This is a genomic window from Rhizobiaceae bacterium (assembly GCA_023953845.1).
GTDB lineage: Bacteria > Pseudomonadota > Alphaproteobacteria > Rhizobiales > Rhizobiaceae > Arvimicrobium.
Genome location: JAMLJC010000001.1, coordinates 1,873,224 through 1,899,560, shown reverse-complemented (window position 1 = coordinate 1,899,560; position 26,337 = coordinate 1,873,224). Strand labels below are relative to the sequence as shown.

The window sequence follows — 26,337 nt, the reverse complement described above, 5'->3', positions numbered from 1 at the left end:
CGGAACCAAGCGCTCCTTGCGCGAACGGACGTGAAACCGGTTTAACGCTGGCAATCCCGGCGTGTTTCGCGCAAGACTGCCGCCCGGATTGTTCGGGAGCGAGAGAGCGCATGTTTCGTTGGGGAATCATATCGACGGCGAAGATCGGTCGGGACCATGTCATCCCGGCCATGCAGGACGCCGAGAACGGCGTCGTCACGGCGATCGCCAGCCGCGACGAGGCGAAAGCGCGGACGCTGGCCGACCGCTTTGGCGTGCCACATGCCTTCGGCTCGTATGAGGAGATGCTGGCCTCCGACGTGATCGACGGCGTCTATATTCCCCTTCCGACATCGCAGCATGTCGAGTGGACGGCAAAAGCCGCCGAGGCGGGCAAGCATGTCCTGGTCGAGAAGCCGCTGGCGCTCGACGCGAAGGACATCCTGCCGCTGATCGAGATCCGCGACCGTAAAAAGGTGCTGATCTGCGAAGCCTTCATGGTGATCTACCATCCGCAATGGCAGAAGGTCCGCGAACTGGTGCAGGGCGGCGCCATCGGGCGGCTCAGGCACGTGCAGGGCGCGTTCTCCTATCACAATGTCGACCCCGCAAACATGCGCAATCAGTTGGCGCTGGGCGGCGGCGCGCTGCCGGATATCGGCGTCTATCCCACCGTTTCGACGCGCTTCGTCACCGGCAAGGAGCCGGTGCGCATCCAGGCGCAGGTGGAGCGCGACGAGAATTTCGGCACCGACATCTACTCGACCGTGAAGGCCGATTTCGGCACCTTCGACCTCTCCTTCTATTGCTCGACGCAGATGGCGTTGCGCCAGTTCATGGTCTTCCATGGCGAGAAGGGCTTCATCGAGGTCCATGCCCCCTTCAATGCGGGCGACTACGATCATCACAGGGTGGAACTCCACAACCAGACGCATACGGAGGCGACCGTGTACCGCTTCCCGGCGACGCGCCAGTACCGGCTCGAGGCCGAGGCCTTTGCCCGCGCGGCGGCCGGCGAAAGCGTGCGCGTGTTCACGCTCGAAGAATCCGTGCTGAACCAGAAAGTAATCGACGCCATCTTCCGGGCTGGCGGTCACGACAGCTGGGAATATGTCTGACGCGTAGCGGGATCATGCCGCGCAGGGCACGGGAACGTTCAGCCCTGTCGGCTCATGAAGGCGATCAGATCTTCGAGAACCGGCGCGAGGTTGCGGAAGGGGCGGCTGAGCGCGAGGCCGGCGCCAAGATGGCCGATGTCGGGATAGCGGTGCGTCTCGACCGGCCAGCCGGCGCGCTTCAGCGCCGCCGCCAAGGCATCGGTCTGGATCGGCGGCACGATCGTGTCCTCCGTCCCCGTGGCGAGAAAGACCGGCGGACGCGGCCCCTTTCGGGCGACGCGGTTGACGGGCTGTGTCGCGTACAGATCGGCGATGCCGGCAAAGGCCGCCTTCGTCTCCTTCGCGTCGAGCGGGAGGAAATCATAGGGACCCGAGAGGCCGGCGACGCCTGAGACGATGGCCGGGGACAGGCCCTCCGCGCGCAGGAATTCGGGGGCGGCCGCCACCATCATCGCATTGTAGGCGCCGACCGAATAGCCGACGAGGAACAGGGGCGCGTCCGGAGCGCCATAGTCCGACGCATGGCGATAGGCCCATGCGGTCGCCTTCGCCGTGTCCTCCACGAAGGCCGGATAGCGTACTTCCGGCACGAGACGGTAGTCCGGAACGATGGTGAGATAGCCGCGGCTGGCGAAGGACGCGGCGACGAAGCCGTAATCGTCCTTGCTGCCGCTCGCCCACCCGCCGCCATAGAGGAAGATCACCACGCCCCGGGGCTTGCCTTGCGGGCCGTATACGTCCAGTTTCTGCCGCGGCTCGCCGCCATAGGCGATATCCCGGGCAAGACGCTTCGCGCCTTCGTCGCGCGTCAGAACGGTGTTCAGGAACCCCGCCGTCGAACAGGCCGACAGGGCGAAAGCGGCGACCAGCGCAACGGCCAGAAGCCTCGGGAGAACACGCAGCACGATTGTATATCTTCCGGTTAAGCCCCTAGTGGCGCCCCTTGGGGGCGCGAAGCACCCAGCGCCGAAGAGGAAGATAAGTTGGCCGGCGCGTCAGTCAACGACTCGTGTTCAATCCACGAAACGCGTGCGGCCGGAATCGAGGATCGTCCTGATGAAATCCGGAACGCCAAGGCCTGCATTGACTTTCGCTTCCAGCGCGCGTTCGGCCGCCTTTATGCCGTCGAGCGCGGCGAGCACCGCCTCCGCCCGCAATCGCGGCACGACGACGACGCCGTCGCGATCGCCGACCAGAATATCGCCCGGATCGACGGCGGCGTCGCCGATGACGACGGGGAAGCCGACGGTGCCAGGGCCGTTGCGCACCGGCGAGTTGGCGGTGAGCCCCGCGCAATAGACCGGCAGGCCTACGGCCTCGATGCCGGCAAGGTCGCGCACCAGACCGTCGGTGACGAAACCGGCGGCGCCGAGATTGCGCGCCATGCCGAGGAGCAGGTCGCCGGTCACGGACGTCTTCATGAAGGCGTCGGTGCAGGCGACGATGACGTCGCCTTGCCGCAGGACTTCGAGCGCGCCGAAGACCGCCAGATTGTCAGCGGGGCCGGCATGGCAGGTGACGGCGACGCCGACAAGGCTCGACCGCTCGGAGAGCAGCGGGCGGATTGCGGGTCCGAGGCAGCCGCGTCCCTGCATGGCGTCGACCAGATAGCCGGTCGGGACGCCGCGAAACGCCTCGACCAGCGCGGCGGTCGGGCGTTCGAAATTGCGCCTGATGGTCAGGATCGGCGGGTCGGTGATCATGCAGGAACCTCATTCGAAGACATGGAAATCCGGGCCGGGACGGCTCGTCATCTCAATCGCATCACGCTGTCCGGACCGATCTCGCCTATCGCCTTCGCGCCCATCAGCCCCATCGCGCGGTCGATCTCCTTGCGATAGAGTTCGAGCACGTGGCGGACGCCGACCTGTCCGGCGACGGCGAGGCCCCAGAGCTGCGGCCGGGCGATCAGGCAGAAAGACGCCCCGAGCGCCAGCGCTTTGACCACATCGGCGCCCCGGCGCAGGCCGCCGTCGAACAGGACGGGAATGCGCCCGTCGACGGCCTCCGCGACGGCAGGCAGCGCGTCGAAGGACGATGCCGCGCCGTCGAGCTGCCGGCCGCCATGGTTGGACACGACGACGCCGTCCATGCCGCGCGCCACCGCCTCGCTCGCCTCGGTGGGGTGCAGGATGCCCTTGAGCAGCATCGGGCCTTTCCAGAAGGAGCGTATCCAGTCGACCTCCTGCCATGAAAGGGCGGGATCGAGCAGGCTGCCCATGCGGGCGGCGACGGCGGCCAGTTCGGCCTTCTCGCCCGGCTTCAGATAGTTGCCGAAGGTGATCTTCGGCAAAGTCGACCGCATGCGCATCAGCCATTCCAGCTTGGTGCCGGCTGCGATCGTTCCGGCGACACCGAAACGCGGCGGGATCGAAAAACCGTTGCGGATGTCGCGCTCGCGATTGCCGAGAAGCTGGTTGTCAACGGTGAGCACCAGCGCCTCGTAACCCGCCGCCTGCGCGCGCTCGATCATCTCGCGGGTGAAGCCGCGATCCGTGTAGACGAAGACCTGCATCCAGCGCGGGTCGGAGTTGGTGGCGGCGATGTCCTCGAGCCGGCAGACAGAGCCGTGGCTGGCGATATAGGGAACCCCGGCGGCGCTCGCGGCTCGCGCGGATTCGCATTCGCCATCCGGCCAGAACAGACCGGATATGCCGGTCGGACCGACGCCGAGCGGCATGCTCAGCCGGCGGCCGAACAAGGTGACGGAAAGATCGCGCACGGCGGCGCCGTTCAACGGACGCGGAAGCAGCGCGACATCCTCGAAGGCCGCTTCGTTGCGGCGAAGCGTGCGCTCGTCTTCCGCGCCGCCGTCGCCGAAATCGAAGACCGGACGCGGCAGCACGCGGCGCGCCGCATTGCGCACTTCCGCCACGCTATAGAGATTTTTGAGCGCGGGGGTCGGCACATAGGGCTCGACGGGAACAGGCGGAGCAACGACAGGTGCCGACGCTTTCCCGGAACGCGGCGCGGGGTTCATGCGACGGACCCGCTTTCGACCGGCCCAATTTCGATCGCGCCGTAATGCGTCGGCGCTCCGCCGCCCGGCACGTGCAGCCGGATCAGGGTACCGCCAAAGGAGGCTTCCGATCCCTCGGCCAGAACCCCGGCATTGGTGACCCAAAGCGTCTCGCCGTCGAAGGCGCAGTTGGTCGTCGCCTTCGCGCATGGAAGGAAGGCTTCCGCCCTGCCCTCCGGGGTGAGCACATGGATGCCACAGGCAACGATGTCGGTGACGTAGAGCCGGCCATCGGCGCCGATCTTCATGCCGTCGGGAACGGGATTGTCGCCCGGCAGGCGGCCGAGATCCTCGCGGCGGCCGTCCGGCCGCTGGCGGCAGACATGGCCGGTGTAGGATTCCGCCCAGACGATGGAGCCATCGGCCTCCACCGCGAGGCCGTTGGGGAATGTCGGCCGGTCGAAGCGCACCGCCACGTCGGCGCTGCCGTCCGGATTCAGCGCGAAAATATAGCTCGGGTCCGGATTCTTCGGATCGTAGGTTCCAGGATCGGTGAAGACCAGCCGCCCGTCCGGCGCGAAGACGAGGTCGTTCGGCCCGTTCAGCCTTATGTCTTGGACTTCCGTAAGGATGATCTCGGCGCTGCCGCCCTCGCGCACGCGCTGGATCGACGGCGTCGTCATCTCCGCCGCGCGCCAGGGGCCGGTGGTGCCGCCGTTCTGGCAGACATACATGGCGCCGTCCGAGCCCAGGACGCAGGAATTCGGCGCGCCGGCGACATAGGCGAAGCGCTGTGCCTTGCCTGTCCGGGGATCGACGGCGGTAAGCTGGCTGCGGTAGCTTTCGACCAGAACGATGCGCCCGTCCGGCAGCACCGTCGGCCCTTCCGGCCAGCCGAGACCTGTCGCGACGGTTTCGGCCACCGCCTTCGTCATCTCCGACACACGCTCCTCCCAGCGTCAGGCAGAGGACCGGCCGCGGATCGGGCAGCCGGCTCTTCCACATGTTGATCCCGCGGCATGCCGGCGCGTCAAGACCGTGGTGGCGCGTCGCGCCGAAAAACGTGCGGGCCACGCCGGCGGCTATGGAGCGAAATGTCGTAGAGCGCCGGCATGAAGTTCTTCACAGGCCGCTTGCGCGCCCGAAATGCTGTTCTTATATACGCGGCAACCGCGCAAGCCGGCTGAAAAGCATGTCGTTTTCGCGGAATTTCCAGTGAACGGGGGCCGTCCCCGGAACGCCTCATTGGGTCCCGACGGCCTGCTTGAAGGAGAGACTAGAGAAATGGCAAAAGTTATCGGTATCGACCTCGGAACGACCAACTCCTGCGTCGCCGTCATGGACGGCAAGGACGCGAAGGTCATCGAGAATGCGGAAGGCGCGCGCACCACGCCGTCGATCTTCGCGATCACCGGCGACGGCGAACGCCTCGTCGGCCAGCCGGCCAAGCGTCAGGCCGTCACCAATCCGGAAAACACCATCTTCGCGGTGAAGCGTCTCATCGGCCGGCGCTACGACGATCCGGTGACCGACAAGGACAAGAAGCTCGTCCCCTACAAGATCGTCAAGGGCGACAATGGCGACGCCTGGGTCGAGGTGGGCGGCAAGAAGCAGTCCCCGTCGCAGGTCTCGGCCGCGATCCTGCAGAAGATGAAGGAGACGGCGGAAGCCTATCTCGGCGAGAAGGTCGAGAAGGCCGTCATCACAGTTCCCGCCTATTTCAACGACGCCCAGCGCCAGGCCACCAAGGATGCCGGCAAGATCGCCGGCCTCGAGGTGCTGCGTATCATCAACGAGCCGACCGCGGCCGCGCTCGCCTACGGCCTCGACAAGAAGGAAGGCAAGACCATCGCGGTCTATGATCTCGGCGGCGGCACCTTCGACATCTCCGTGCTGGAGATCGGCGACGGCGTGTTCGAGGTGAAGTCGACAAACGGCGACACCTTCCTCGGCGGCGAGGACTTCGACATGCGTCTGGTCGAATATCTGGCGGCGGAGTTCAAGAAGGAGCAGGGCATCGACCTGAAGAACGACAAGCTCGCGCTGCAGCGCCTCAAGGAGGCGGCCGAGAAGGCGAAGATCGAGCTCTCGTCCTCGGCCCAGACCGAGGTGAACCTGCCCTTCATCACGGCGGACCAGACCGGTCCGAAGCATCTGACGATGAAGCTCACCCGCGCCAAGTTCGAGCAGCTGGTGGACGACCTCGTGCAGCGCACGATCGATCCCTGCAAGGCCGCGCTCAAGGATGCCGGCCTGAAGCCGGGCGAGATCGACGAAGTGGTGCTGGTCGGCGGCATGACCCGCATGCCGAAGGTCCAGGAGGTGGTGAAGCAGTTCTTCGGCAAGGAGCCGCACAAGGGCGTCAATCCGGACGAGGTCGTCGCCATCGGCGCCGCGATCCAGGCCGGCGTGCTGCAGGGCGACGTCAAGGACGTGCTGCTGCTCGACGTGACCCCGCTGTCGCTGGGCATCGAGACGCTGGGCGGCGTATTCACCCGCCTGATCGAGCGTAACACGACGATCCCGACCAAGAAGAGCCAGGTCTTCTCCACCGCCGAGGACAACCAGAACGCGGTGACGATCCGGGTCTTCCAGGGCGAACGCGAGATGGCGGCCGACAACAAGGCGCTCGGCCAGTTCGATCTGGTCGGCATCCCGCCCGCGCCGCGCGGCGTGCCACAGATCGAGGTCACCTTCGACATCGACGCCAACGGCATCGTCAACGTCTCGGCCAAGGACAAGGGCACCGGCAAGGAGCACCAGATCCGCATCCAGGCTTCGGGCGGTCTCAGCGACGCCGACATCGAGAAGATGGTGAAGGACGCCGAGGCGAACGCCGAGAGTGACAAGAAGCGCAAGGCGCTGGTCGAAGCACGCAACCAGGCGGAAGCCCTGATCCACTCCTCGGAGAAGTCGCTCAAGGACTATGGCGACAAGGTTTCGGAGACCGATCGCACCGCGATCGCCGACGCCATCGCCGCGCTGAAGACCGCGACGGAAGGCGACGACGCCGACGACATCCAGGCGAAGTCGCAGACGCTCGCCGAAGTGTCGATGAAGCTCGGCCAGGCCATGTACGAGGCCTCGCAAAAGGAGGCGGCGGAAGCCGACGCCAAGGCCGATGCAGCCAAGGACAGCGATGTGGTGGATGCCGACTTCGAGGAAATCGACGACGACGACAAGAAGAAGTCGGCCTGACGTCAGGTGAACAATCGAACCAACGAAGGGCTCGGCACGTCCGGGCCCTTCTTTTTGCCCGGCCTCGCGCCGCGGGATGGACCATGCCGCGCGGGTGATGTTGCCGCTCGGCCATTCATTGCGCAAAAAGCCTTTCGTCCCTTTGCCGGCTATGGCATTGCGCGATTCGGCTCACTAAATCGGGGCCAACCCGGCGCCGGAGGCGCCCGACGATTGCTTTCCCTCTTTTCCAAGGGCAGCGGGACAGAATGAAAGCCGACTTCTACGAAACACTGGGCGTCCAGAAGAGCGCCGACGACAAGGAACTGAAGAGCGCTTTCCGCAAGCTCGCCATGCAGTTCCACCCCGATCGCAATCCCGGCGACGCGGCCTGCGAGCACAAGTTCAAGGAAATCAACGAAGCCTATGAGTGCCTGAAGGACCCGCAGAAGCGCGCGGCCTACGATCGCTTCGGCCATGCGGCCTTCGAGAATGGCGGCATGGGCGCGCGGGGAGCGGGAGGCTTCGGCGCCGGCGGCTTCACCGACATCTTCGAGGACATCTTCGGCGAGATGATGGGCGGCCGCCAGAGGCGCGGCCCCGGCGGGCGCGAGCACGGCGCCGACCTGCGCTACAATATGGAGATCACGCTGGAGGAAGCCTTCGCGGGCAAGACGGCGCAGATCCGCGTGCCTGCATCCATCGCCTGCACGGAATGCTCCGGATCGGGAGCCAAGCCGGGCACGCAGCCGGTTACCTGCGCCATGTGCCACGGCCACGGCAAGGTGCGCGCGAGCCAGGGCTTCTTCTCCATCGAGCGCACCTGCCCGGCCTGCAACGGGCGCGGTACGACGATCAAGGACCCCTGCACCAAGTGCTCCGGCCAAGGCCGGGTGGTCGAGGAAAAATCGCTGTCGGTCAACATTCCGGCGGGCATCGAGGACGGCACGCGCATCAGGCTGGCCAACGAAGGCGAGGCCGGCCTGCGCGGCGGGCCTCCGGGCGATCTCTACATCTTCCTCTCGGTGAAGCCGCACGAGCTCTTCCAGCGCGACGGCGCCGACCTCTACTGCAAGGTGCCGATCTCGATGACGACGGCCGCGCTCGGCGGACAGTTCGAGGTGGCGACGCTGGACGGCACGCAGACGCGGGTGAAGGTGCCGGAAGGCACGCAGAACGGCCGTCAGTTCCGTCTCAAGGGCAAGGGCATGCCGGTGCTGCGCCAGCCGCAGGTGGGCGACCTCTACATCCAGGTCGCGATCGAGACCCCGCAGAACCTTTCCAAGCGCCAGCGCGAACTGCTCGAGGAGTTCGAGAAACTGTCCTCGAAGGAGAATTCGCCGCAGTCGAGCGGGTTCTTCTCGCGCATGAAGGACTTCTTCGAATCGTTCGGCGAGTAGGATTTGGACAGGTTCCGCCGCGGTCCCGCCTTGCCGCAATTCCGCCGCGCTCTATAGATGACCTTGACGTTGCGTAATGGAGAATCAGCCGGATGAATGGCCTCAGCAGCGCGCGCAGGAAGACGCTCGCGGAACGGTTCGACGAAGAGGTCAAATTCTTCAAGGGTTGGCTGCACAGACCGAGAGCCGTCGGATCGATCATTCCGACAAGTTCGATCACCGCCAGGAAAATGGCCTCGGTCATCGATCCCGATTCCGGCATGCCGGTGCTGGAACTCGGACCCGGCACCGGTGTCATCACCAAGGCGATCCTGGCCCGCGGCGTCAAACCCGGTGATCTTTACGCAGTGGAGTATTCGCCGGAGTTCGTGCGGCATCTGCGCAGCCACTTCAAGGGCGTCAATGTGATCGAGGGCGACGCCTTCAATCTTGACGAGACACTGGGCGGGCTGCGCGATGCAACGTTCGATTCGGTCATATCGGGCGTGCCGCTGCTCAATTTTCCGGTCGCCGCGCGCGTCCGGTACATCGAGGACCTTCTCGATCGCATTCCCGCCGGGCGGCCGATCGTGCAGCTGACATACGGGCCGAAATCGCCCGTGCCGCCGGGGCGCGGCAACTATACGGTGGAGCATTTCCGCTTCATCCTGCGCAACATCCCCCCGACGCAGCTCTGGATCTATCGCCGCCGACCCAACTGACGCGGCGGTTCAACGAGCGGAAGATGACGGAGGCCGTCCTATCGAGCGCGGTTGCCGGTCGTGCGATTTGGCGTTAACTGCTCCTTGCGTTTCGGCTTCACAGACATCCCCGGAGCATGACGGTATTGATTCCCAAAACCCTCGTCTTCGCCGGCTCGACGCGGGTCGGCGCCTATAGCGGCAAGGTTGCCGACTGCGCCCAGCTCGAACTTGCGCTGCAAGGCGCCGAGGTCACCCGCATAACGCTGGCCGACTATCCGCTGCCGCTGATGAGCGAGGATCTGGAACGCGAGGAAGGCATTCCGGACAACGCATACAAGCTGGCAAGGCTGTTCGCCTCCCATGATGCGCTGCTTATCTGCACGCCGGAATACAATGGTTCGCTGCCGCCCCTGCTCAAGAACACCATCGACTGGGTGAGCCGCATTTCAAAGGACGGCGGCAGGCCGCTCAAGCCTTATCCGGGGAAGGTCGTCGGCCTGTGCTCGTCCTCCAACGGCCATTTCGCCGGGATACGCTGCATCATCCATCTGCGGGCCATCCTCTCGCATATCGGCATGGAGGTGATCTCGCCGCAGGTATCCGTACCGAACGGCGGCGAGGCCTTCGACGAGAACGGCGCATTCCGGGAGGAACGGCTGCGCAAGGGGATGGAGCGTCTGTGCCGCACGCTGATCGAACACGCCAGGCTGCTCACGACCCGGGTTCAGCATTGATCGGCTACTATCTCACCCACCCGCAGGTTGAGGTCGATCCAGATATACCCGTGCCCCAATGGCGTCTCTCGACAAGGGGACATGCCCGTATCGTGGCGATCGCTGAGAGGGGGTGGCTGACCAATATCAGCCGGATTGTCAGCAGCGAGGAACGAAAGGCCGTCGAGACGGCAGAGATCATCGCGGCGAGGCGAGGCGCGACGGTAGAGATACAGGCCGAGATGGGCGAGAATGATCGTTCGTCCACCGGCTTTCTGCAGCCCGATCGTTTCGAGGCCGCCGCAGACGAATTCTTTTGCCATCCGCAGACAAGCTGGAGTGGATGGGAGAGCGCGGTCGACGCGCAGAGCCGGATCGTCTCTGCCGTCGAACGGACGCTTGCACGGCACGGTTGCGACAGAGCTGTGCTTTTCGTCGGCCATGGCGCCGTCGGCACGCTGCTGAAATGCCACATTGCGGACCGGGCGATCTCGCGAAGCGAGGATCAACCCACGGGCGGCGGCAATGTCTTCGCCTTCGGCCTTGCGACACGCCGACTCCTCTGCGAATGGACTCCGGTAGAAGAATTCGACGGAGCGGGAAATGACGGGCGACATGCGTGACCGGCTGATCGTGGCGCTCGACGTGCCGACCGTCGCGCATGCAGAGGCGGTGGTGCGGGACCTCGAAGGGACGGCGGCCTTCTTCAAGGTGGGCTACCAGCTCGCCTTCGCGGGCGGCCTCGACTTCGCGCGGGAGCTTGCCAGCGGCGGCAAGCAGGTCTTTCTCGACATGAAGCTGCTCGACATCGACAACACGGTGGCCAAGGGCGTCGAGAACATCGCCAGGATGGGCATGACGATGCTGACGCTGCACGCCTATCCGAAGGCGATGAGGGCGGCCGTCGAGGCGGCGCGCGGCAGCGGTCTGTGCCTGCTGGCGGTGACGGTGCTCACCTCGATGGACGAGCAGGACGTGATCGATGCCGGCTATGAATACGATCCGCACACGCTGGTGCTCCGGCGCGCGGAGCAGGCGCTGAACGCCGGTATGGGCGGCATCGTCTGCTCGGCGGCGGAGGCGGCAGCGGTGCGAAAGGTCGTCGGTCCCGAACTGGCGGTCGTGACGCCGGGTATCCGTCCGGCGGGAGCGGACCATAGCGACCAGAAACGCGTCGTGACACCGCTGGACGCGATCCGCGCCGGGGTAAGCCATCTCGTCGTCGGGCGGCCCATCGTCGGTGCGCCCGACAGGCGCACCGCGGCCGAGGCCGTCCTGGCCGAGATGGCGCGCGCATAAAGGCTCATGAAAGCCGGGAGAGAGACATGCCGAAAGCCTATTGGATTGCCCGCGTCGACGTCCGCGACCCGGAGGGCTACAAGGACTACGTCGCGGCGGCAAAGCTCGCCTTCGACAAATACGGCGCCACATTCCTTGCCCGGGGCGGCCGTTCGGAGGCGGCGGAGGGACCGGGCCGGGCCCGCAACGTGGTGATCGAGTTTGCCTCCCTGCAGGCCGCGCACGACTGCTACCATTCGCCTGAATACCAGCACGCCGCCTCCATCCGGCAAAAGCATGCCGCAGGCGAGATCGTGCTCGTCGAAGGTGTCGACGGCTGAGGAATCCACGACCGCTACGGCGCCGGAACGGATTTTCAACGCTTTCGCGCCGATCATGACAGGCGATGACGCAGCGTCACGCCTTGCAACCGGGCGGTTCGATGCTACGTTCTCGTTGAAATCATGCCGGGCTGCGTCGGGACAGCGCCCGGACGACAGGATCGGGAATGTACCAGCTTTATGAACTCAATCATGCCGCGCTGCAGCCTTTCCGGGCTTACGCGGATGCGGTGAGGCTTGCCTACTCCAATCCGCTCAACCCGCTTTCGCATACGGCGCTCGGCCGCACGATCGCCGCGTCGGCCGAGCTTTTCGAGCGGACGACGCGTCGCTACGGCAAGCCGAGCTTCGACCTCAAGCAGACGGAGGTCGACTGGAAGAAGGTCGACGTGACCGAGGAGATCGTCTGGCGGCGCGCGTTCTGCGACCTGATCCATTTCCGTCGCGACCTGCCGGCGAAGCGCAAGCCGGACCCGAAGGTCCTCCTCGTCGCGCCGATGTCCGGGCACTATGCGACGCTGCTGCGCGGCACGGTCGAGGCCCTGCTTCCGCACTGCGAGGTCTATATCACGGACTGGGCGGACGCCCGCATGGTGCCGGTGGCGGCCGGCGATTTCGATCTCGACGACTACATCGAATATGTGATCGACATGCTGCATGCGCTCGGGCCCGACACCCATGTGGTCGGCGTATGCCAACCCTCGGTGCCGGTGCTGGCGGCTGTGGCGCTGATGGAGGCGCGAGGCGATCGCCTTGTGCCAGCCACGATGACGCTGATGGGCGGACCGATCGACACGCGGCGCAATCCCACGGCCGTCAACGAACTGGCGCAGACCAAGGACCTGCGATGGTTCCAGGACAATGTCATCATGCGGGTGCCGTGGCCGAACCCCGGCTTTCTCAGGCGCGTCTATCCGGGCTTCCTGCAGCTCTCCGGGTTCATGGCGATGAATCTCGACCGGCACATCATCGCCCACAAGGACTACTTCACCCAGCTGGTGAAGAACGACGGCGACAGCGCCGTCAAGCACCGGGAGTTCTACGACGAGTATCTCGCGGTCATGGACCTGACGGCCGAATTCTATCTCCAGACCGTGGACACGGTCTTTATCCGGCATCTGCTGCCGAAGGGCGAGATGGTCCATCGCGGCGAACCGGTCGATCTCTCTGCGGTGCGCAACGTCGCCCTGTTCACGGTCGAGGGCGAGAACGACGACATTTCCGGACTCGGCCAGACGAAGGCGGCGCACGATCTTTGCATCAACATCCCCGCCGAACGGCGCGCGCATTACATGCAGCCGGTCGTCGGCCACTACGGCGTCTTCAACGGCTCTCGCTTCCGCGCCGAGATCGCGCCGCGCATGGTCGATTTCATGCGCAGCCATGCATCCGCGAAACGCGGCTCGGCAAACCTCAAGCTGGTTCGCCCGGCGAAGGCCTGATTCGTCTTCCGCCGGCATTATGCGCGGCTGAAATCCGCAACGACTCTCCATTTGTTGCAATAATGACACCCTGCCGACAGTCGAGCGCGGCGGCATAAACCATTTGCGCAGATTGTGGCGCCACCCAAATTGACAGCCGACGCAGAATATTTAACGCTTCCTTAACGATAACTCGCAGGGCGGGCGGGCCGACGGATGATATCGTCACCAAAGCGACGGTATGGGGTGATTGCAGCGGGCGCGGCTCTTCTGGCCATCGCGTCGGCCGCCTCTTCCGCAAGCGCCGGCTCCATGACCGTCGGCAGCTTCACGTCGCAGCCGATCGGCCACTACGAATTCTGCCAGGCCAACCCCGAGGAATGCTCCATCCGCCCGCGCGACCAGAAGCCGCTCAGGCTGACGGATGCGACGTGGCGGCAGATCGTCGGCGTGAACGAAGCGGTGAATTCCGCCGTCAAGCCGATGAGCGACATCGACATCTACGGCAAGGACGAGACCTGGGCCTATCCCAACGGCGTCGGCGATTGCGAGGACTACGCGCTGGAGAAGCGGCGTGCGCTGGCCCAGCGCGGCATTTCCCTCGCCAATCTGCTGATGACCGTCGTGCGCAAGGCCGATGGCGAAGGACATGCAATCCTGACCGTGCGCACGGACAGGGGTGATTTCATTCTCGACAACCTCAATCCCGAAGTTCTGCCATGGGACCATACGGGCTACCGCTTCCTGAAGCGGCAGTCGGCGCAGAATACGGGCCGCTGGGTGTCGATACAGGACGGCGACCAGACGTTGGTCGGCTCAGTCAGCAATTAGCGGCTCAAGCCGCTGCCTTTGCTGCGTTTTTGGAACCGATTGTACCGGTTCCCGTTTGTGTAAACCGCGTGTTTGCTCCTGAGGGAACCTGTTCCATGGCCAAAGCATCGAAATCCGCATCCCCGAAGACCGGTGCCGCCGCGTCGCTTGCCGGGCGTACCAAGGACGCATCTGCTTCCGCGAAGAAGCCGGCGGCCAAACCCGCGGCAGCCGCGAAGCCGAAAGCAGCCGCCAAGCCTGCGGCAGCGAAGTCTCCGGCGAAGGTATCAGCCAAGCCGGCCGCAAAGAAAGCGGCAGCACCGAAAGCAGCCGTGAAAGCCGCAAAGCCTGCGGCGGCGAAAAGCGCTTCCAAGGCAACAACCGCTGTAAAAAAAGCTGCGGCTCCAAAGAAGGCTGCTCCGAAGAAATCCGCCAAATCCGAGCATTCGATAGCCGAAACGGTAATCGGAACGGTGAGGAAGACGGCCAAGGAAGCGGTCAAAACCGCGCGTGGCGCGGTGAAGACCGCCAAGGGAGCGGCAAAGGACGCCGTCAAGTCCGCCAAAAGCGCGGTGAGGACCGCCGAAGACGCGGCGATGGATGCCGTAAAGGCGGCAAAGGGTGCTGCCAAGGGCGCTGCGGCCAAGGCGGCTTCCGTCGTGCACTCCGAAAAGAAGACAACCCGGAAGAAAACGGCGAAGGCGTAAGCCTTCGCCTCATTCAACTGCGCGCCGGTGTTTCCAGCCCCTTGACGGAGGCTGGTCGTGCGGCGGCGCGGTCGACCCATTCATATGTCTTCGGGAAGTTCTCGAGACCGAGCAGTTCGCCTGCGTCGTAGAAGCCGCGCATGTTGCGGACCCACGGGAAGGTCTGGATGTCGGCGATCGAAAATTCGTCGCCCATCAGCCACTGTCGGCTGCCCAGGCGCTTCTCGAGGACGCCCAGCAAACGGATGGATTCATCGCGATAGCGGTTGAGCGGACGTTTGTCCTCGTATTCGCGTCCGGCGAATTTATGGAAGAAGCCGACCTGCCCGAACATCGGCCCGATATGGCCGACCTGGAAGAACATCCATTGCAGCGTCTCGTAGCGTCTGGCCGGGTCCTCGGGCAGCAGCCGACCGCTCTTCTCCGCCAGATAGACGAGGATCGCGCCGGACTCGCACAGCGCGAGCGGCTCTCCATCCGGGCCGTCGGGATCGATGATCGCCGGAATCTTGCCGTTCGGATTGAGCGCGAGGAAGTCATCGTTCCACGTCTCGTTCTTCATGATGTCGACGTAGTGCGGCTCGTAGGGGAGCCCCATCTCCTCCAGCGCGATCGACACCTTGACGCCGTTCGGCGTCGGCGCGGAATAGAGCTGGATGCGGTCGGGGAACTGCGCCGGCCAACGCCTCGCGACGGCGAAATCGGAGAGCTTTGTCATCGGTCTTCCTTCATCGAAAACTGCTGCATTCCGAAAGCGAAGTAGGCATGCCGCCGCAAGGTTCAATGCGCCAGCGCGCCGGAAAGCGGTGGTCGGAAACCCGCGACTGTCCAGTCAGAGGGTGATATCGGCAGGACGGCGCCTGCCGAGGACACGGTCGACATTCGGAAGATCGTTGCGGTCGATCCAGGCGCGCCCCGCCTCGACGCCGCGGCCGTAATCGATCCAGCGCTGCACGAGCCGACGGTCCACTTCGTCGCGCGGCACATCGAGAAAGATGGTGATGTCGAACAGCGGCGCCAGCCTGCGCCAGGGTTCCTCGTCGAGCAGCAGATAGTTGCCTTCCGTGACGATGAACTTGACCGTCTTCGGCACGATGGCGGCGGCCGCGCGCGAAAGCTCCATCGAACGATCGAAGAGCGGCACCGCGACGTCGGCGTCTGCGTCGCGCAGGCGCCTCAGGAGGACCTCATAACCATCGAAATCGAACGTTTCCGGGGCACCCTTGCGCTGACGCCAGCCGATCTGGTCCAGAACCCGATCATCGTAGTGGAAGCCGTCCATCGGCACGATGGCGGCCGATCCCGCTGGCAGAAGCGAGACGATCTCCTCGGCAATGGTCGACTTGCCTGCCGCCGGCGGACCGGCGACAGCGACGACGATGCGGTTCGCGCCGGCGCCGCGCCGGAAGATCGTGGCGGCAAGATGGGAGATTTGAGACATGATCCGACCATTCCTTTCAACTGCGCAGACTAGCAAACACCACAGCCGAGGAAAATTGCAGACTGCCGCCGGAGCCTGCTTCAGACGCTCAGGAACGCGGTATCGAAAGGCGCGGAAACGGTGCGGCCGTCGGCAAAGGCGGCGTGGAGATGGCCGTCACGCGGCTCCACAGTCACCGGCGCGTCGCTGCCGGCGGCGAGCGGCAGCGCGCCCATCACATGGCGGAACCGCACCGCGCCCTCCGGGTCCAGCGTGAAACTCGTGGATATGCCGAGCCGCTTCAGCGCATTGTCGCCAAGCGACGCCTTGTGTCCGAGCGCCGTGCGGCCATCCTCTATGCCGAGCACGCCGCGATGGCGGCCGTTCCATGGCGCATAATCGCGCCCGCCGTTGCTGAGCCACAACATGGTCACCGGCAGTTCCGCCGGATTTTTCAGCACCAGGAACAGATCTGCTTCCGCCTGGCGGGCGACCGCCGTCCAGCCCGGGCCTTCATGCGCGTCCTCGACGAGGACCACGAAATCCTCCTCGCGGCCACCGGCCGGATAGAGGGTGAGATCGTAGCTGCCACCATCGGCGCGCGGAAACGCGGTGAGATCGGTGGCATGCGCCGGATAGGCAAGCGCGTAGCGTCCGCGCGACGGATCGGGCTCCAGCGGCGTGTCCGGCGTCAGGGCAAGCCGCTTTGGGGAGAAGGCGATGCGGCCTCCGGCTTGCATGACCGTCATCGGATGATGCGCCGCCGGCAACTCGCCCGCGCCACCGATAAAGGCGTGCTCCTGATAGAGGAACGGATGCCCGTCGCGCAGCGTCAGCGTCTTCTCCACTGTCGCGCCAAGCACCGGCCGCAGCAGCCTGAGCCGCACGCTGACGCCGTCCGCCAAGGGGTTCTTGTCGACCACCTCCCACGGCGTATTGGCAGGCCATCCATGTATGGGCGCAGGTTCGATGTCGTTCGCGGAAAAGGGCGCGCATAGAAAATCGCCGGCAAGACCCCTGGTCCCCGCCGGTATGTCGAGCGCCTGTGTCGCCGGTTCGTCGATCCAGGGGGCACGGTGCAATGGCCGCAGAGTTCGGCCGCCGGCTTCGATCGCCAGATCGGCAACGTGACCGATGCCGAGATCGATCGAGACTGAAATGCCCCCGGCGTCAAAGTCGAAACTGTCCATGCCGATCTCCCTCCCACGACGCTCGTCCGAGGTAGCCGGGTCAGCCCGACAGCGCAAGCGACAGGCGCCGCCATCGCGGCCGTACGAACGATGCGTCGTAAATGGACTGTCAAGGTTAAGTACGGTACAAGCGACGCATTCATCCGGCAGCGGGGGGCTGCCGCAGGCTCTTCCTCTGGTGCGAGGCTCTTCTTGCGGGCGTCCTTTCTCGATCCGATGCTGCTGATTCGCTTCCTTGCGCTCTTGATGATGGCCGGCGCGCTTGCGTCATGCAGCACCACGGGGCCGGAAGCATTGAGCGTCGCCACGCCGCCGCCGCTCGCCTCGGAGAAATATGCCGCGATCGTCGTCGACGGGAACAACGGCCGCATGCTATATCAGGCGAATGCGACGGCCCCGCGCTTCCCGGCCTCCCTCACCAAGATGATGACGCTCTACATGCTCTACGAGGCGATCGACAGCGGCCGCCTTTCGATGTCGAGCGAGATACCGGTTTCGGCGCACGCGGCCTCGCAGGCGCCGAGCAAGCTCGGGCTGAAGCGCGGCACGACGATCGACGTGCGTTCCGCCGTCAACGCCCTTTCGGTGAAGTCGGCAAACGACGTCGCCGCCGCCGTCGGCGAATATCTCGGCGGCAGCGAGGAACGCTTTGCCGCCCTGATGACCGCCAAGGCGCGCTCCATAGGGATGAGCAGCACGGTCTTCCGCAACGCGTCCGGCCTGCCTGACGACAGACAGCATACGACTGCCCGCGACATGGCCGTGCTGGGCATCGCGCTCAGAAAGCGCTTCCCCCAATATTACGGGAACTTCTCGCAGCGCAGCTTCGCCTTCCGGGGTCGAACCGTCACCGGCCACAACCGCACGCTGCTGATCGACGGCGTGGATGGCATCAAGACTGGCTACATCAGGGCGTCCGGCTTCAACATCGTCACCTCGGTCGGTCGGCGCGGCAAGCGCCTGGTCATCGTGGTCATGGGCGGCAAGTCGGCGCGAGAGCGCGACGCGCATGTCGCCGAACTCATCGAGCGTTTCCTGCCCGCCGGCACGGTCCGCGGCGCACCTGCCGTGGCGAATGTGCCCGCAATCGCACCGCCGGCAACCCAGCCCGTCTCGACGCAGCCGCTGGATGAAGAGGATCTGCCCGGCGTCCAGCCGCCCGGCAGCACACCGGTCGACGCCGGCACGCCGGTCGCGGGCACGGCGGTTGATCCGGCTGCCACGAACGAAATGGGCGACGGTTTCGACGTCACGGAATAGACCGGCATTCGGAATCTGCAGCGCCGGCCAGAGCAATCGGATGCCGGAACGAAGAAGCATGTCGACATCCGCGTTCCACCATGTCCGGTCTCTTGCAGCCTACCAGTTGACGACGGCTGTTCGAGCCCCGGTTCTTGCGGCGCATGCGCCATCCCCGGTTGAAGGCGGGCGCAGCTTCGGCTATGAACCGCTCACGGTCGGCATTCCATCCGGCCGGTGCGGTTGAATTTCCGCAGGCACCCGTAGCTCAGCTGGATAGAGTGCTGCCCTCCGAAGGCAGAGGTCACAGGTTCGAATCCTGTCGGGTGCGCCATTTACGAACAAAACTGGGCACTCCTGCCGGAGTTGCCCCATTTCCCATCACAAGCCGCTCCAGAACGTCCCGCCGCCCGTGGATGCGGATTTCCGTGTCGTCGACTTCGACCTGATCAATAACAGAGCGCAGGTAGGCGCGGCGGAACGGGATGGCGCCGTTGGCGACGTTCTCGCGCATGAGGGAGGCGAAGGCGCTGATCTTCTCTTCGGTGATTCTGGTCTCGGGTTGAAGCTCGGCGAAGGCGCGGTCCTTGGCGGCCTTCGCTTGGTCGCGTTCAGTCTTGAGGGCCGCCAGCCGGTCTTTCAGCGTCGGATCGGAAGCATCGGCGATGCCGTTCTCAATCGCCTCATAGAGCCGTGAGAGGCGGCTTTCGCAATCTGCAACTTTGTTCTGAAGAGCCGTCAGGCGCTGCGCATGGTCTTCGCTGCGCGAGGCTTGCCGTGCCATCAGCCCGCCAAGGATGGCTCGGACTCGTTCTGGCGTGAATAGTGATGCATTGAGCTGGTCGGTGACAATCTGGTCGAGCTTGTCCATGGGGACGGACCGGCCCGGGCAGGCAGACTTGCCCTGCTGGGCGCAGGTGGCGCAGGTGTAGTAGCGGTAGCGGCCCGACTTGCCCGTGCGCAGCGTCATGCCGCCGCCGCAGCTGGCGCAGGTCGCAAGGCCCGTCAGGAGAATGGGGCCGGTGACGACGCGCGGCGGCGTCTGTTTCGGGTTACGGGATTTCAGGCGGGCCTGCACGGCATCGAACAGAGCAGGGTTGATGACGGGATCGACTGCCACCATGATCTGGTCGGCTTCGGGCTTGTCTTCCTTTGTCTTCCAGACTTTGCGGTTGAAGCGGTACTCGCCTTTGTAGGTTGGGCTGGTCAGAAGGGCGTGGAGCGGGCCGATACCCCACCGCGCACCGCGCCGGGTGCGGTAGCCCCGTTCATTCAGGTAGCAGGCAAGGGCTTTGATGCCGAGTGGGCCGCTCGTGCCGTTGCCTTCGTGGACAAGGCGGAACATGAGCCGCACCACCTCTGCCTCCACGGCATCGATGGCGAGGCGCTTTTTGGTTTTTGCTCCCCGCTGCTCCGCAGCCACAATGGCGTATCCATAAGGCGCGGCAGCGCCATTCCAGAAGCCCTGCCGGGCGTTCTCCTGCATGGCGCGAAGAACGTGCTTCGCGTTCTCCTTGGACTGGTATTCGTCGAACAGGGCAAAGACCTGCCGGACCATGACGCTCATCGGATCATCGCCGAGGTCTTGAGTGATGCTGACGGGACGCGATCATGCGCGTGATGAAGAACGCGCTATGCGGGCGCGGATGGCGGAGGAGGAGAAGCGCCTGGAGCCTGATGCGGCTGAGATCGACCTGAAAGACGCGCATCGCGAGGCGCTGGAGCGGCAGGAGCCGTGGGCTAAGGAGGTGGATTTACCGGGGGATTTCGCACGGGCTGCTGGCAGTGAGGATGGCGGCGGTGACGGCGGGGATGACGGGACGGAGGAGCCCATCCGGATATCGCGCGCGGAGCGGAAGAGTGAGCGGCAGCGCTCGCGGCGGCGTGGACGGGATGATTTTGAGAGGGAGAGGTAGAGGACGCGCCCTTCGGGACGGGCTCTACGGTCCGTCCGCTCGCGCCTTCGGCTAAAGCGCGACTTGACCGCCGAGCCCCTGAGGTCTCGGCCCATACGGGTGACGATCCCTCGCGCGGGGTTTGAGGGCTCGGGAGCCCACCACCAAAGCAGGCCTTGGCTTCGCTGTTTCCGTCGCCGCCCCTCAGCTGGTGAGGGCGACGGACGGCTCCAGACGAAGCAGTGCTTTGTCAGTCATGGACCGTTATACATTACGGAAAATCAAATCTCTTCAAGGTTGCAGAAAGTGGACGAAATAGCCATTATGGGCCGATTTCGTTCCGGGGCTATGATCATGAAGACCATGTCGGCCAAGGCCGCCAAGAATGCCTTTGGAATGATGATTGACGTGGCGCGCGCGGAACCGGTCACGATTGAGAAGCACGGTCGGCCGGTGGTCATCGTTCTGAGTGTAGAAGAATATGAGCGGCTTAACCGCCTCTCGGCTAAGACTGATAAGGCCAGCAAGGGAGTCGTCCAGGGCGGCTGAAATTACAGGGCGTGCGAGGGGGATGCAGCCACCGTGAACGACAGCAACAAGAATCCAGAGCAGCTGGCGCGCGATCAGATTGACGCGCTGCTGATTGAGGCCGGTTGGGCCGTTCAGGACAAGAAGGCCATCAATTTCAATGCGGGCCAAGGCATCGCGGTTCGCGAGTATCAGACGGACGTGGGCCCTGCCGACTATGTGCTCTTCGTCGACAAGAAAGCCGTCGGCGTCATTGAAGCCAAGCCCAGCGAGTGGGGTCACAAGCTCACCACCGTCGAAGAGCAGTCCGGCGGCTATGCTGCTGCGACTCTGAAATGGGTCAACAACCAGCAGCCTTTGCCCTTCGTGTACGAGAGCACCGGCGTCATAACGCGTTTCACCGATGGCCGCGATCCCAAGCCGCGTTCGCGCGAGGTGTTCACGTTCCATCGTCCTGAAACAATGGCGGAGTGGCTGACCAAGCCTTTGTCCCTGCGGGCTCGCCTTCAAGCGATGCCGCCGCTGCCGCATGACGGCCTGCGCGACTGCCAGATCAAAGCGATCGAAAATCTGGAGCAGTCCTTTAAGGCCGATAAGCCGCGCGCCCTCGTCCAAATGGCGACCGGTTCCGGCAAGACCTACACGGCAATCACCTCTGTCTATCGCTTGCTGAAACACGCGGACGCGAAGCGCGTGCTCTTTCTTGTCGATACCAAAAACCTGGGTGAGCAGGCGGAGCAGGAGTTCATGTCATTCCTGCCCAACGACGACAACAGGAAGTTCACCGAGCTTTACAACGTCCAGCGCCTGAAATCCTCCTTCGTCGCCAAGGACGCGCAGGTCTGCATCAGCACGATCCAGCGTATGTATTCGCTGTTGAAGGATGAGCCGCTCGACGAGGCGGCAGAAGAGGAAAACCCGGCTGAGGCGCTGGTCCGGGGCAAACAGCCGCTGCCAGTCGTCTACAACAAGAAGATTCCGCCGGAGTTTTTCGATTTCATCATCATCGATGAGTGTCACCGCTCCATCTACAATCTGTGGCGGCAGGTGATCGAGTATTTTGACGGCTACCTCATCGGCCTTACGGCCACGCCGGACAACCGCACCTACGGCTTTTTCCGCAAGAACGTCGTCAGCGAATATGACCACGACCAGGCGGTTGCTGACGGCGTGAATGTCGGGAACGAGATTTTTGTCATCGAAACAGAGCGCACCAAACAAGGGGCTCAGATCAAAGCGCACCAGCAGATCGAGCGTCGCGAGCGCTTGACCCGTGCCAAGCGGTGGGAGCGGCAGGACGAAGACGAGGCATATTCCGCCAAGCAGCTCGACCGGGAGTTCGTAAACCCCGATCAGATTCGCACCGTCATCCGCACCTTCCGTGACAAGTTGCCGGAGATATTCCCTGGCCGAAATGAGGTTCCCAAAACCCTTATTTTCGCGAAAACCGATAGCCATGCCGACGACATCATTCAGATCGTTCGCGAGGAGTTCGGCGAAGGCAATCAGTTCTGCAAGAAGATCACCTACCAAGCAACCGAGGATCCCAAATCCGTCCTCGCCCAGTTCCGCAATGATTACTACCCGCGCATCGCCGTGACGGTCGATATGATCGCAACCGGCACGGACGTGAGGCCGCTTGAATGCCTGTTGTTCATGCGTGATGTGAAGAGCAGAAACTATTTCGAGCAGATGAAAGGGCGCGGGACACGAACGCTTGACGCGGACGGACTGAAGAAGGTCACGCCGTCCGCCACAACCGCTAAGACCCACTATGTGATCGTAGACGCTATCGGCGTCACCAAGTCTCTGAAGACGGCGAGCCAGCCGCTCATCACGAAGCCGAATGTGCCGCTGAAGGACCTCGCCACTGGGGTTATGATGGGCGTGCGCGATGAAGACACCGTGAGTTCGCTCGCCGGGCGTTTGGCACGCCTTAACAAGCAGCTGGATGACAAGGAACAGGCCCGCATCACAGAGGCCGCTGGCGGGATGCCGCTCTCGGACATCGTGAGCGGGCTGGTTTCGGCGCTTGACGCCGACCGTATCGAAGAGAAGGCGCGACAGGCAGCAGGCGGCGGCGAGCCGACGGACGAGCAGCGCATCAAGGCGCGCGACGAGCTGGTCGGGTATGCGGCGTCCGTCTTCAATGGGCCGCTGATCGCGCTCATCGACGGCATCCGCCGCGAGAAGGAGCAGACCATCGACCATGACAATCTCGACACCCTGATCGAGGCCGCCTGGAGCGGCGATGCCCAGGAAAACGCCGAGGTCATGGCGAAGGATTTTGCCGAATACCTCGAACAAAGCCGGGATGAGATCGACGCCCTGACCATCCTCTACAGCGAGCCTGCGCGCCGCTCGGAGCTGACCTATGCCATGATCAAGGAGGTCATGGATCGGTTGAAGAAGGATCGGCCCAAGCTTGCGCCGCTGCGCGTCTGGCGGGCCTATGCCCACCTCGACGACTACAAGGGCAGCAATCCCTCAACTGAGCTTGCGGCCTTGGTCGCTCTTGTCCGCCGCGTCTGCGGGATTGACGCGACGATCTCGCCGTTCTCCGAGACTGTGCGCAAAAACTTCCAGAACTGGATCATGCAGCGTCACAGCGGCAGCGGGGAAAAGTTTACGGAAGAACAGATGGAGTGGTTGCGGATGATCCGCGACCATGTGATCGACTCGTTCCATGTCGAGCGTGACGATCTGGAAATGGCGCCGTTCGATTCTAAGGGTGGGATGGGGCGGATGCACCAGTTGTTTGGGGAGAAAATGGACGACGTGATTGCAGAATTGAATGAGGCGCTGGCGGCATGATGAATCTGCCTAACAGCTGGGCGCAAGTACCGCTTGAAGAGTTATTCCAAATCGTTCTGGGTGGCGATTGGGGATCAGACCCCTCTGATGCTCTCGATGATAGCTCGCTAGTGCGTTGCATACGAGCTTCTGAGCTGCGCGATTGGGGGACGCAAAAAGGCAAGACTGCTGCGATCCGTCGCTTGAAAAACTCTAGTATTGAGAAGCGCCGCCTACGGACCGGCGATATTCTGGTCGAAGTATCGGGAGGCGGTCCCGATCAAGCGGTTGGGCGAACCGTTTTGATCACAAATGAAGTGCTGAGCGCGGATCAGAACTGTGATTTCGTGTGCACAAACTTCTTTCGATTCTGCCGTCCCAATAAAAATATTAATACCTCCTACCTTAATTGGTATCTACAGCATTTCTATTCTGTCGGAGGTACTGAAACTCTTCAGGGAGGGAGTAACAATCTTCGTAACTTGCGGTTTCCAGATTATATTGCGCAGCAGATACCCATTGCACCACTAAACGAGCAGTATCGAATCGTTCGCAAGATCGAGGAATTGTTGTCTGAACTTGATAAGGGAGTTGAGAACCTCATCACCGCGTACGAGCAGCTAAAAGCCTATCGCCAGTCCGTCCTTAAAGCTGCTTTCGAAGGCAAGCTGACCGCTAACAGACGGGATGGTGAGTTGCAACGCTCCAATAAATCGAGTTGCGCTGCTTTGACTGAAAGTTTGCCGAATGAGTGGCAACTTACACCTGTCTCCGCATTGTTGAGTGAGCCGCTTTGCAACGGTAGGTCGGTTAAGGATCGACCAGGCGGTTTCCCAGTGCTCAGGCTGACCGCGCTTAAACAAGGTCGTATTGATCTTACAGAGTTCAAAGAGGGTGACTGGGAGTGCTCTGACGCAGCGCCGTTCCTCGTATCAAAGGGGGATTTCTTCTTATCTAGAGGAAATGGCAGCAAACAACTTGTTGGGGCTGGCGGCCTCGTTAGGGAAGTACCACGTCAGGTGGCATTCCCTGATACGATGATCAGAATTCGACTTGACACAAAATTGGTAAATCCAAGGTATTTTTCCCTTTGTTGGAACTCTCGTATAGTTCGACAGCAAATCGAGCGGGACGCAAGAACAACTGCGGGTATTTATAAGATTAATCAGAGTCACGTTTCTTCGTTTGAAGTTCCTGTTCCGCCTTTGAAAGAACAAGAAAAGATTGTGTCGCTTGTTGAGGAAAAATTATCAACAACGGATTTTGCGATTCAGCAAGTGATTGATCAGCTTCGACGGACCGATTTGCTGAAGAATTCCATTCTTCAAAAGGCCTTTTCCGGACAGCTTGTTGATCAGGACGCAGGCGACGAACCAGCTTCTGCTCTTCTGGATCGTATCCGCGCCGAGCGCCAAGAAGGCGGTGGAGCCAAGCGGCGAAACAAAAAGAATGGCAAGAAGGAGGCCGCATGAGCACCTTTGACAGCACCAAGACCCCGCTGCCCGAAATCATCAAGCAGATCACAGAAGGCAAGGTTCAGCTTCCGGACTTCCAGCGCGGCTGGGTGTGGGATGACGACCATGTCCGTTCGCTGTTGGTGAGCATCGCGCGATCTTTCCCGGTTGGGGCGGTCATGCTGCTCGAGACCGGCGGGGATATTCGCTTCCAGGTTCGCCCCGTAGAAAATGTGATTTTCTCTGGCGCGATCCCGGAGCCGGAGAGGCTCATTCTTGATGGGCAGCAGCGACTGACATCCCTGACGCAGGTGCTGGCGCTCGATACGCCGGTCAAGACGTTCAACGAAAAGGGCAAGCCGATCGACAGGTACTACTATGTCGATATCAATCTGGCGCTCGAAGATGGACGGCTGGAAGAGGCGTTTATCGCCGTCGAGCAGGACAGGAAGGTCAAAGAAAATTTTGGCCGCGATGTTGTCCTTGATCTGTCGTCAGCACAGAAGGAATGTGAGGCCTTCTATTTTCCCTGCAACCAAATCCTCAATTCGGATGCTTGGGAAGAGAGCCTGCAGGAGTATGCGCCTGACAAGTTCCAAACTTATATGCAGTTCCGCAAGAAAGTACTCAGCGCCTTCCGCAGCTATCAGCTGCCGTTGATCGTGCTGGGCAAGGCGACGACCAAGGAAGCCGTATGCCTTGTGTTTGAGAAGGTGAATACGGGCGGCGTGCCGCTGTCTGTGTTTGAGCTTGTGACCGCCAGCTTTGCTGCGGAGAATTTCAATCTTCGTGATGACTGGTATGGCAGCGGCCTCCGCAAAGTGAAGGGGCGGGCTGAGCGTATCAAGGCGGAGGCGGCATTAAGCTCGGTCGAGCCTACAGATTTCCTGCAGGCCATCAGCCTGCTTGAAACGCATGAGAGGCGTCAGGCTGATATTGCTGCGGGGAAGACGGGTAAGGCCATATCGGCGGTAAGCGCGAAGCGGGTGTCCGTTCTATCGTTGACGCTTGCCGAGTACCAGAAATGGGCGCCGGAGGTTGAGAAGGGCTTCCTGCTCGCAGCGAAGTTCCTGCGCAAGGAATGCTTTTTCACGGCGCGTGATCTGCCGTACCGCACGCAGATCGTGCCTTTGGCTGCGGTACTATCATCCCTTAAGGAGCGCTGGCTTGAGCCCAAGGTACATGGCCTGCTGCCGGTTTCGTGGACACCGAGATAAGGTGTTTGACGGAAC

At 63.0% G+C, this 26,337-nt stretch carries 25 protein-coding genes and 1 tRNA gene; 17 read left to right on the top strand and 9 right to left on the bottom strand.

Features of this window, described 5'->3' with window-relative positions; genetic code table 11:
• The first annotated feature begins 110 nt into the window (after positions 1-110).
• Positions 111-1,097 (top strand): Gfo/Idh/MocA family oxidoreductase, encoded by a 987-nt coding sequence (locus M9955_09395; GenBank protein ID MCO5081854.1) that lies wholly within the window; start codon positions 111-113, stop codon positions 1,095-1,097.
• 38 nt (positions 1,098-1,135) lie between these two features.
• On the opposite strand, the gene M9955_09390 is transcribed toward M9955_09395, so the two are convergent.
• From M9955_09390 to M9955_09375, 4 genes are all read right to left on the bottom strand, one after another.
• Entirely contained in the window at positions 1,136-2,002 is an 867-nt protein-coding gene (locus M9955_09390) for an alpha/beta hydrolase (protein MCO5081853.1), read from the bottom strand.
• 108 nt (positions 2,003-2,110) lie between these two features.
• On the bottom strand, positions 2,111-2,800 hold the full coding sequence (locus M9955_09385) for an RraA family protein (protein ID MCO5081852.1): 690 nt from the start codon (positions 2,798-2,800) through the stop codon (positions 2,111-2,113).
• Between the two features lie 47 nt (positions 2,801-2,847).
• A complete protein-coding gene (locus tag M9955_09380; GenBank protein ID MCO5081851.1) occupies positions 2,848-4,077 on the bottom strand; it encodes an alpha-hydroxy-acid oxidizing protein in 1,230 nt (409 codons plus the stop codon).
• A complete protein-coding gene (locus tag M9955_09375) occupies positions 4,074-4,991 on the bottom strand; it encodes an SMP-30/gluconolactonase/LRE family protein (GenBank protein ID MCO5081850.1) in 918 nt (305 codons plus the stop codon). Before M9955_09375 ends, M9955_09380 begins: the two co-directional genes overlap by 4 nt.
• 349 nt (positions 4,992-5,340) lie before the next feature.
• On the opposite strand from M9955_09375, the gene dnaK reads away from it, so the two are divergent.
• The 9 genes from dnaK (at position 5,341) to M9955_09330 (ending at position 13,900) form a co-directional block, all read left to right on the top strand.
• Positions 5,341-7,254, top strand: a complete 1,914-nt coding sequence (gene dnaK / locus M9955_09370; protein ID MCO5081849.1) for a molecular chaperone DnaK — start codon at positions 5,341-5,343, stop codon at positions 7,252-7,254.
• 248 nt (positions 7,255-7,502) lie between these two features.
• On the top strand, positions 7,503-8,633 hold the full coding sequence (dnaJ, locus tag M9955_09365) for a molecular chaperone DnaJ (GenBank protein MCO5081848.1): 1,131 nt from the start codon (positions 7,503-7,505) through the stop codon (positions 8,631-8,633).
• A gap of 83 nt (positions 8,634-8,716) precedes the next feature.
• Complete coding sequence (locus M9955_09360; GenBank protein ID MCO5081847.1) at positions 8,717-9,334, top strand: class I SAM-dependent methyltransferase; 618 nt, start codon at positions 8,717-8,719, stop codon at positions 9,332-9,334.
• A 116-nt stretch (positions 9,335-9,450) separates the two neighbouring features.
• Positions 9,451-10,050, top strand: a complete 600-nt coding sequence (locus M9955_09355) for an NAD(P)H-dependent oxidoreductase (GenBank protein ID MCO5081846.1) — start codon at positions 9,451-9,453, stop codon at positions 10,048-10,050.
• The gene (locus tag M9955_09350) at positions 10,047-10,652 is read left to right on the top strand and encodes a phosphoglycerate mutase family protein (GenBank protein MCO5081845.1); all 606 of its coding nucleotides are present in this window, start codon (positions 10,047-10,049) and stop codon (positions 10,650-10,652) included. Before M9955_09355 ends, M9955_09350 begins: the two co-directional genes overlap by 4 nt.
• On the top strand, positions 10,633-11,328 hold the full coding sequence (gene pyrF / locus M9955_09345; protein ID MCO5081844.1) for an orotidine-5'-phosphate decarboxylase: 696 nt from the start codon (positions 10,633-10,635) through the stop codon (positions 11,326-11,328). The genes M9955_09350 and pyrF overlap by 20 nt, the downstream gene beginning before the upstream one ends.
• A 26-nt stretch (positions 11,329-11,354) precedes the next feature.
• Positions 11,355-11,648, top strand: a complete 294-nt coding sequence (locus tag M9955_09340; protein ID MCO5081843.1) for a DUF1330 domain-containing protein — start codon at positions 11,355-11,357, stop codon at positions 11,646-11,648.
• 167 nt (positions 11,649-11,815) lie between these two features.
• The gene (locus tag M9955_09335; protein ID MCO5081842.1) at positions 11,816-13,090 is read left to right on the top strand and encodes a polyhydroxyalkanoate depolymerase; all 1,275 of its coding nucleotides are present in this window, start codon (positions 11,816-11,818) and stop codon (positions 13,088-13,090) included.
• Positions 13,091-13,285: 195 nt separating this feature from the next.
• A complete protein-coding gene (locus tag M9955_09330; GenBank protein ID MCO5081841.1) occupies positions 13,286-13,900 on the top strand; it encodes a transglutaminase-like cysteine peptidase in 615 nt (204 codons plus the stop codon).
• Positions 13,901-13,904: 4 nt separating this feature from the next.
• Here the strand turns inward: M9955_09330 and M9955_09325 are convergent, their stop codons facing one another.
• From M9955_09325 to M9955_09310, 4 genes are all read right to left on the bottom strand, one after another.
• The gene (locus M9955_09325; GenBank protein ID MCO5081840.1) at positions 13,905-14,603 is read right to left on the bottom strand and encodes a hypothetical protein; all 699 of its coding nucleotides are present in this window, start codon (positions 14,601-14,603) and stop codon (positions 13,905-13,907) included.
• On the bottom strand, positions 14,600-15,304 hold the full coding sequence (locus M9955_09320) for a glutathione S-transferase N-terminal domain-containing protein (GenBank protein ID MCO5081839.1): 705 nt from the start codon (positions 15,302-15,304) through the stop codon (positions 14,600-14,602). Before M9955_09320 ends, M9955_09325 begins: the two co-directional genes overlap by 4 nt.
• Positions 15,305-15,418: 114 nt before the next feature.
• The gene (locus M9955_09315; protein ID MCO5081838.1) at positions 15,419-16,027 is read right to left on the bottom strand and encodes a nucleoside triphosphate hydrolase; all 609 of its coding nucleotides are present in this window, start codon (positions 16,025-16,027) and stop codon (positions 15,419-15,421) included.
• Between the two features lie 80 nt (positions 16,028-16,107).
• The gene (locus tag M9955_09310; protein MCO5081837.1) at positions 16,108-17,196 is read right to left on the bottom strand and encodes a hypothetical protein; all 1,089 of its coding nucleotides are present in this window, start codon (positions 17,194-17,196) and stop codon (positions 16,108-16,110) included.
• A 216-nt stretch (positions 17,197-17,412) separates the two neighbouring features.
• Here M9955_09310 and M9955_09305 point away from each other — a divergent pair, with 216 nt between their 5' ends.
• A complete protein-coding gene (locus M9955_09305) occupies positions 17,413-18,456 on the top strand; it encodes a D-alanyl-D-alanine carboxypeptidase (protein MCO5081836.1) in 1,044 nt (347 codons plus the stop codon).
• A 236-nt stretch (positions 18,457-18,692) separates the two neighbouring features.
• Positions 18,693-18,769, top strand: a tRNA-Arg gene (locus M9955_09300).
• On the opposite strand, the gene M9955_09295 is transcribed toward M9955_09300, so the two are convergent.
• On the bottom strand, positions 18,740-20,002 hold the full coding sequence (locus tag M9955_09295) for a recombinase family protein (protein ID MCO5081835.1): 1,263 nt from the start codon (positions 20,000-20,002) through the stop codon (positions 18,740-18,742). The genes M9955_09300 and M9955_09295 overlap by 30 nt on opposite strands.
• Positions 20,003-20,027: 25 nt before the next feature.
• Here M9955_09295 and M9955_09290 point away from each other — a divergent pair, with 25 nt between their 5' ends.
• The 5 genes from M9955_09290 (at position 20,028) to M9955_09270 (ending at position 26,322) form a co-directional block, all read left to right on the top strand.
• The gene (locus tag M9955_09290) at positions 20,028-20,351 is read left to right on the top strand and encodes a hypothetical protein (GenBank protein ID MCO5081834.1); all 324 of its coding nucleotides are present in this window, start codon (positions 20,028-20,030) and stop codon (positions 20,349-20,351) included.
• Between the two features lie 333 nt (positions 20,352-20,684).
• Positions 20,685-20,879, top strand: coding sequence for a type II toxin-antitoxin system Phd/YefM family antitoxin (locus M9955_09285; GenBank protein ID MCO5081833.1), 195 nt, complete (start codon positions 20,685-20,687; stop codon positions 20,877-20,879).
• A 33-nt stretch (positions 20,880-20,912) separates the two neighbouring features.
• Positions 20,913-23,672 (top strand): DEAD/DEAH box helicase family protein, encoded by a 2,760-nt coding sequence (locus tag M9955_09280; protein ID MCO5081832.1) that lies wholly within the window; start codon positions 20,913-20,915, stop codon positions 23,670-23,672.
• Positions 23,669-25,123: a restriction endonuclease subunit S gene (locus M9955_09275; protein ID MCO5081831.1), complete on the top strand. Its 1,455-nt coding sequence runs from the start codon at positions 23,669-23,671 to the stop codon at positions 25,121-25,123. Before M9955_09280 ends, M9955_09275 begins: the two co-directional genes overlap by 4 nt.
• Positions 25,120-26,322 carry a DUF262 domain-containing protein gene (locus M9955_09270; protein MCO5081830.1) on the top strand — a complete coding sequence of 401 codons (1,203 nt, stop codon included), beginning with the start codon at positions 25,120-25,122 and terminating at the stop codon, positions 26,320-26,322. Before M9955_09275 ends, M9955_09270 begins: the two co-directional genes overlap by 4 nt.
• The last annotated feature ends 15 nt before the right edge of the window (positions 26,323-26,337 follow it).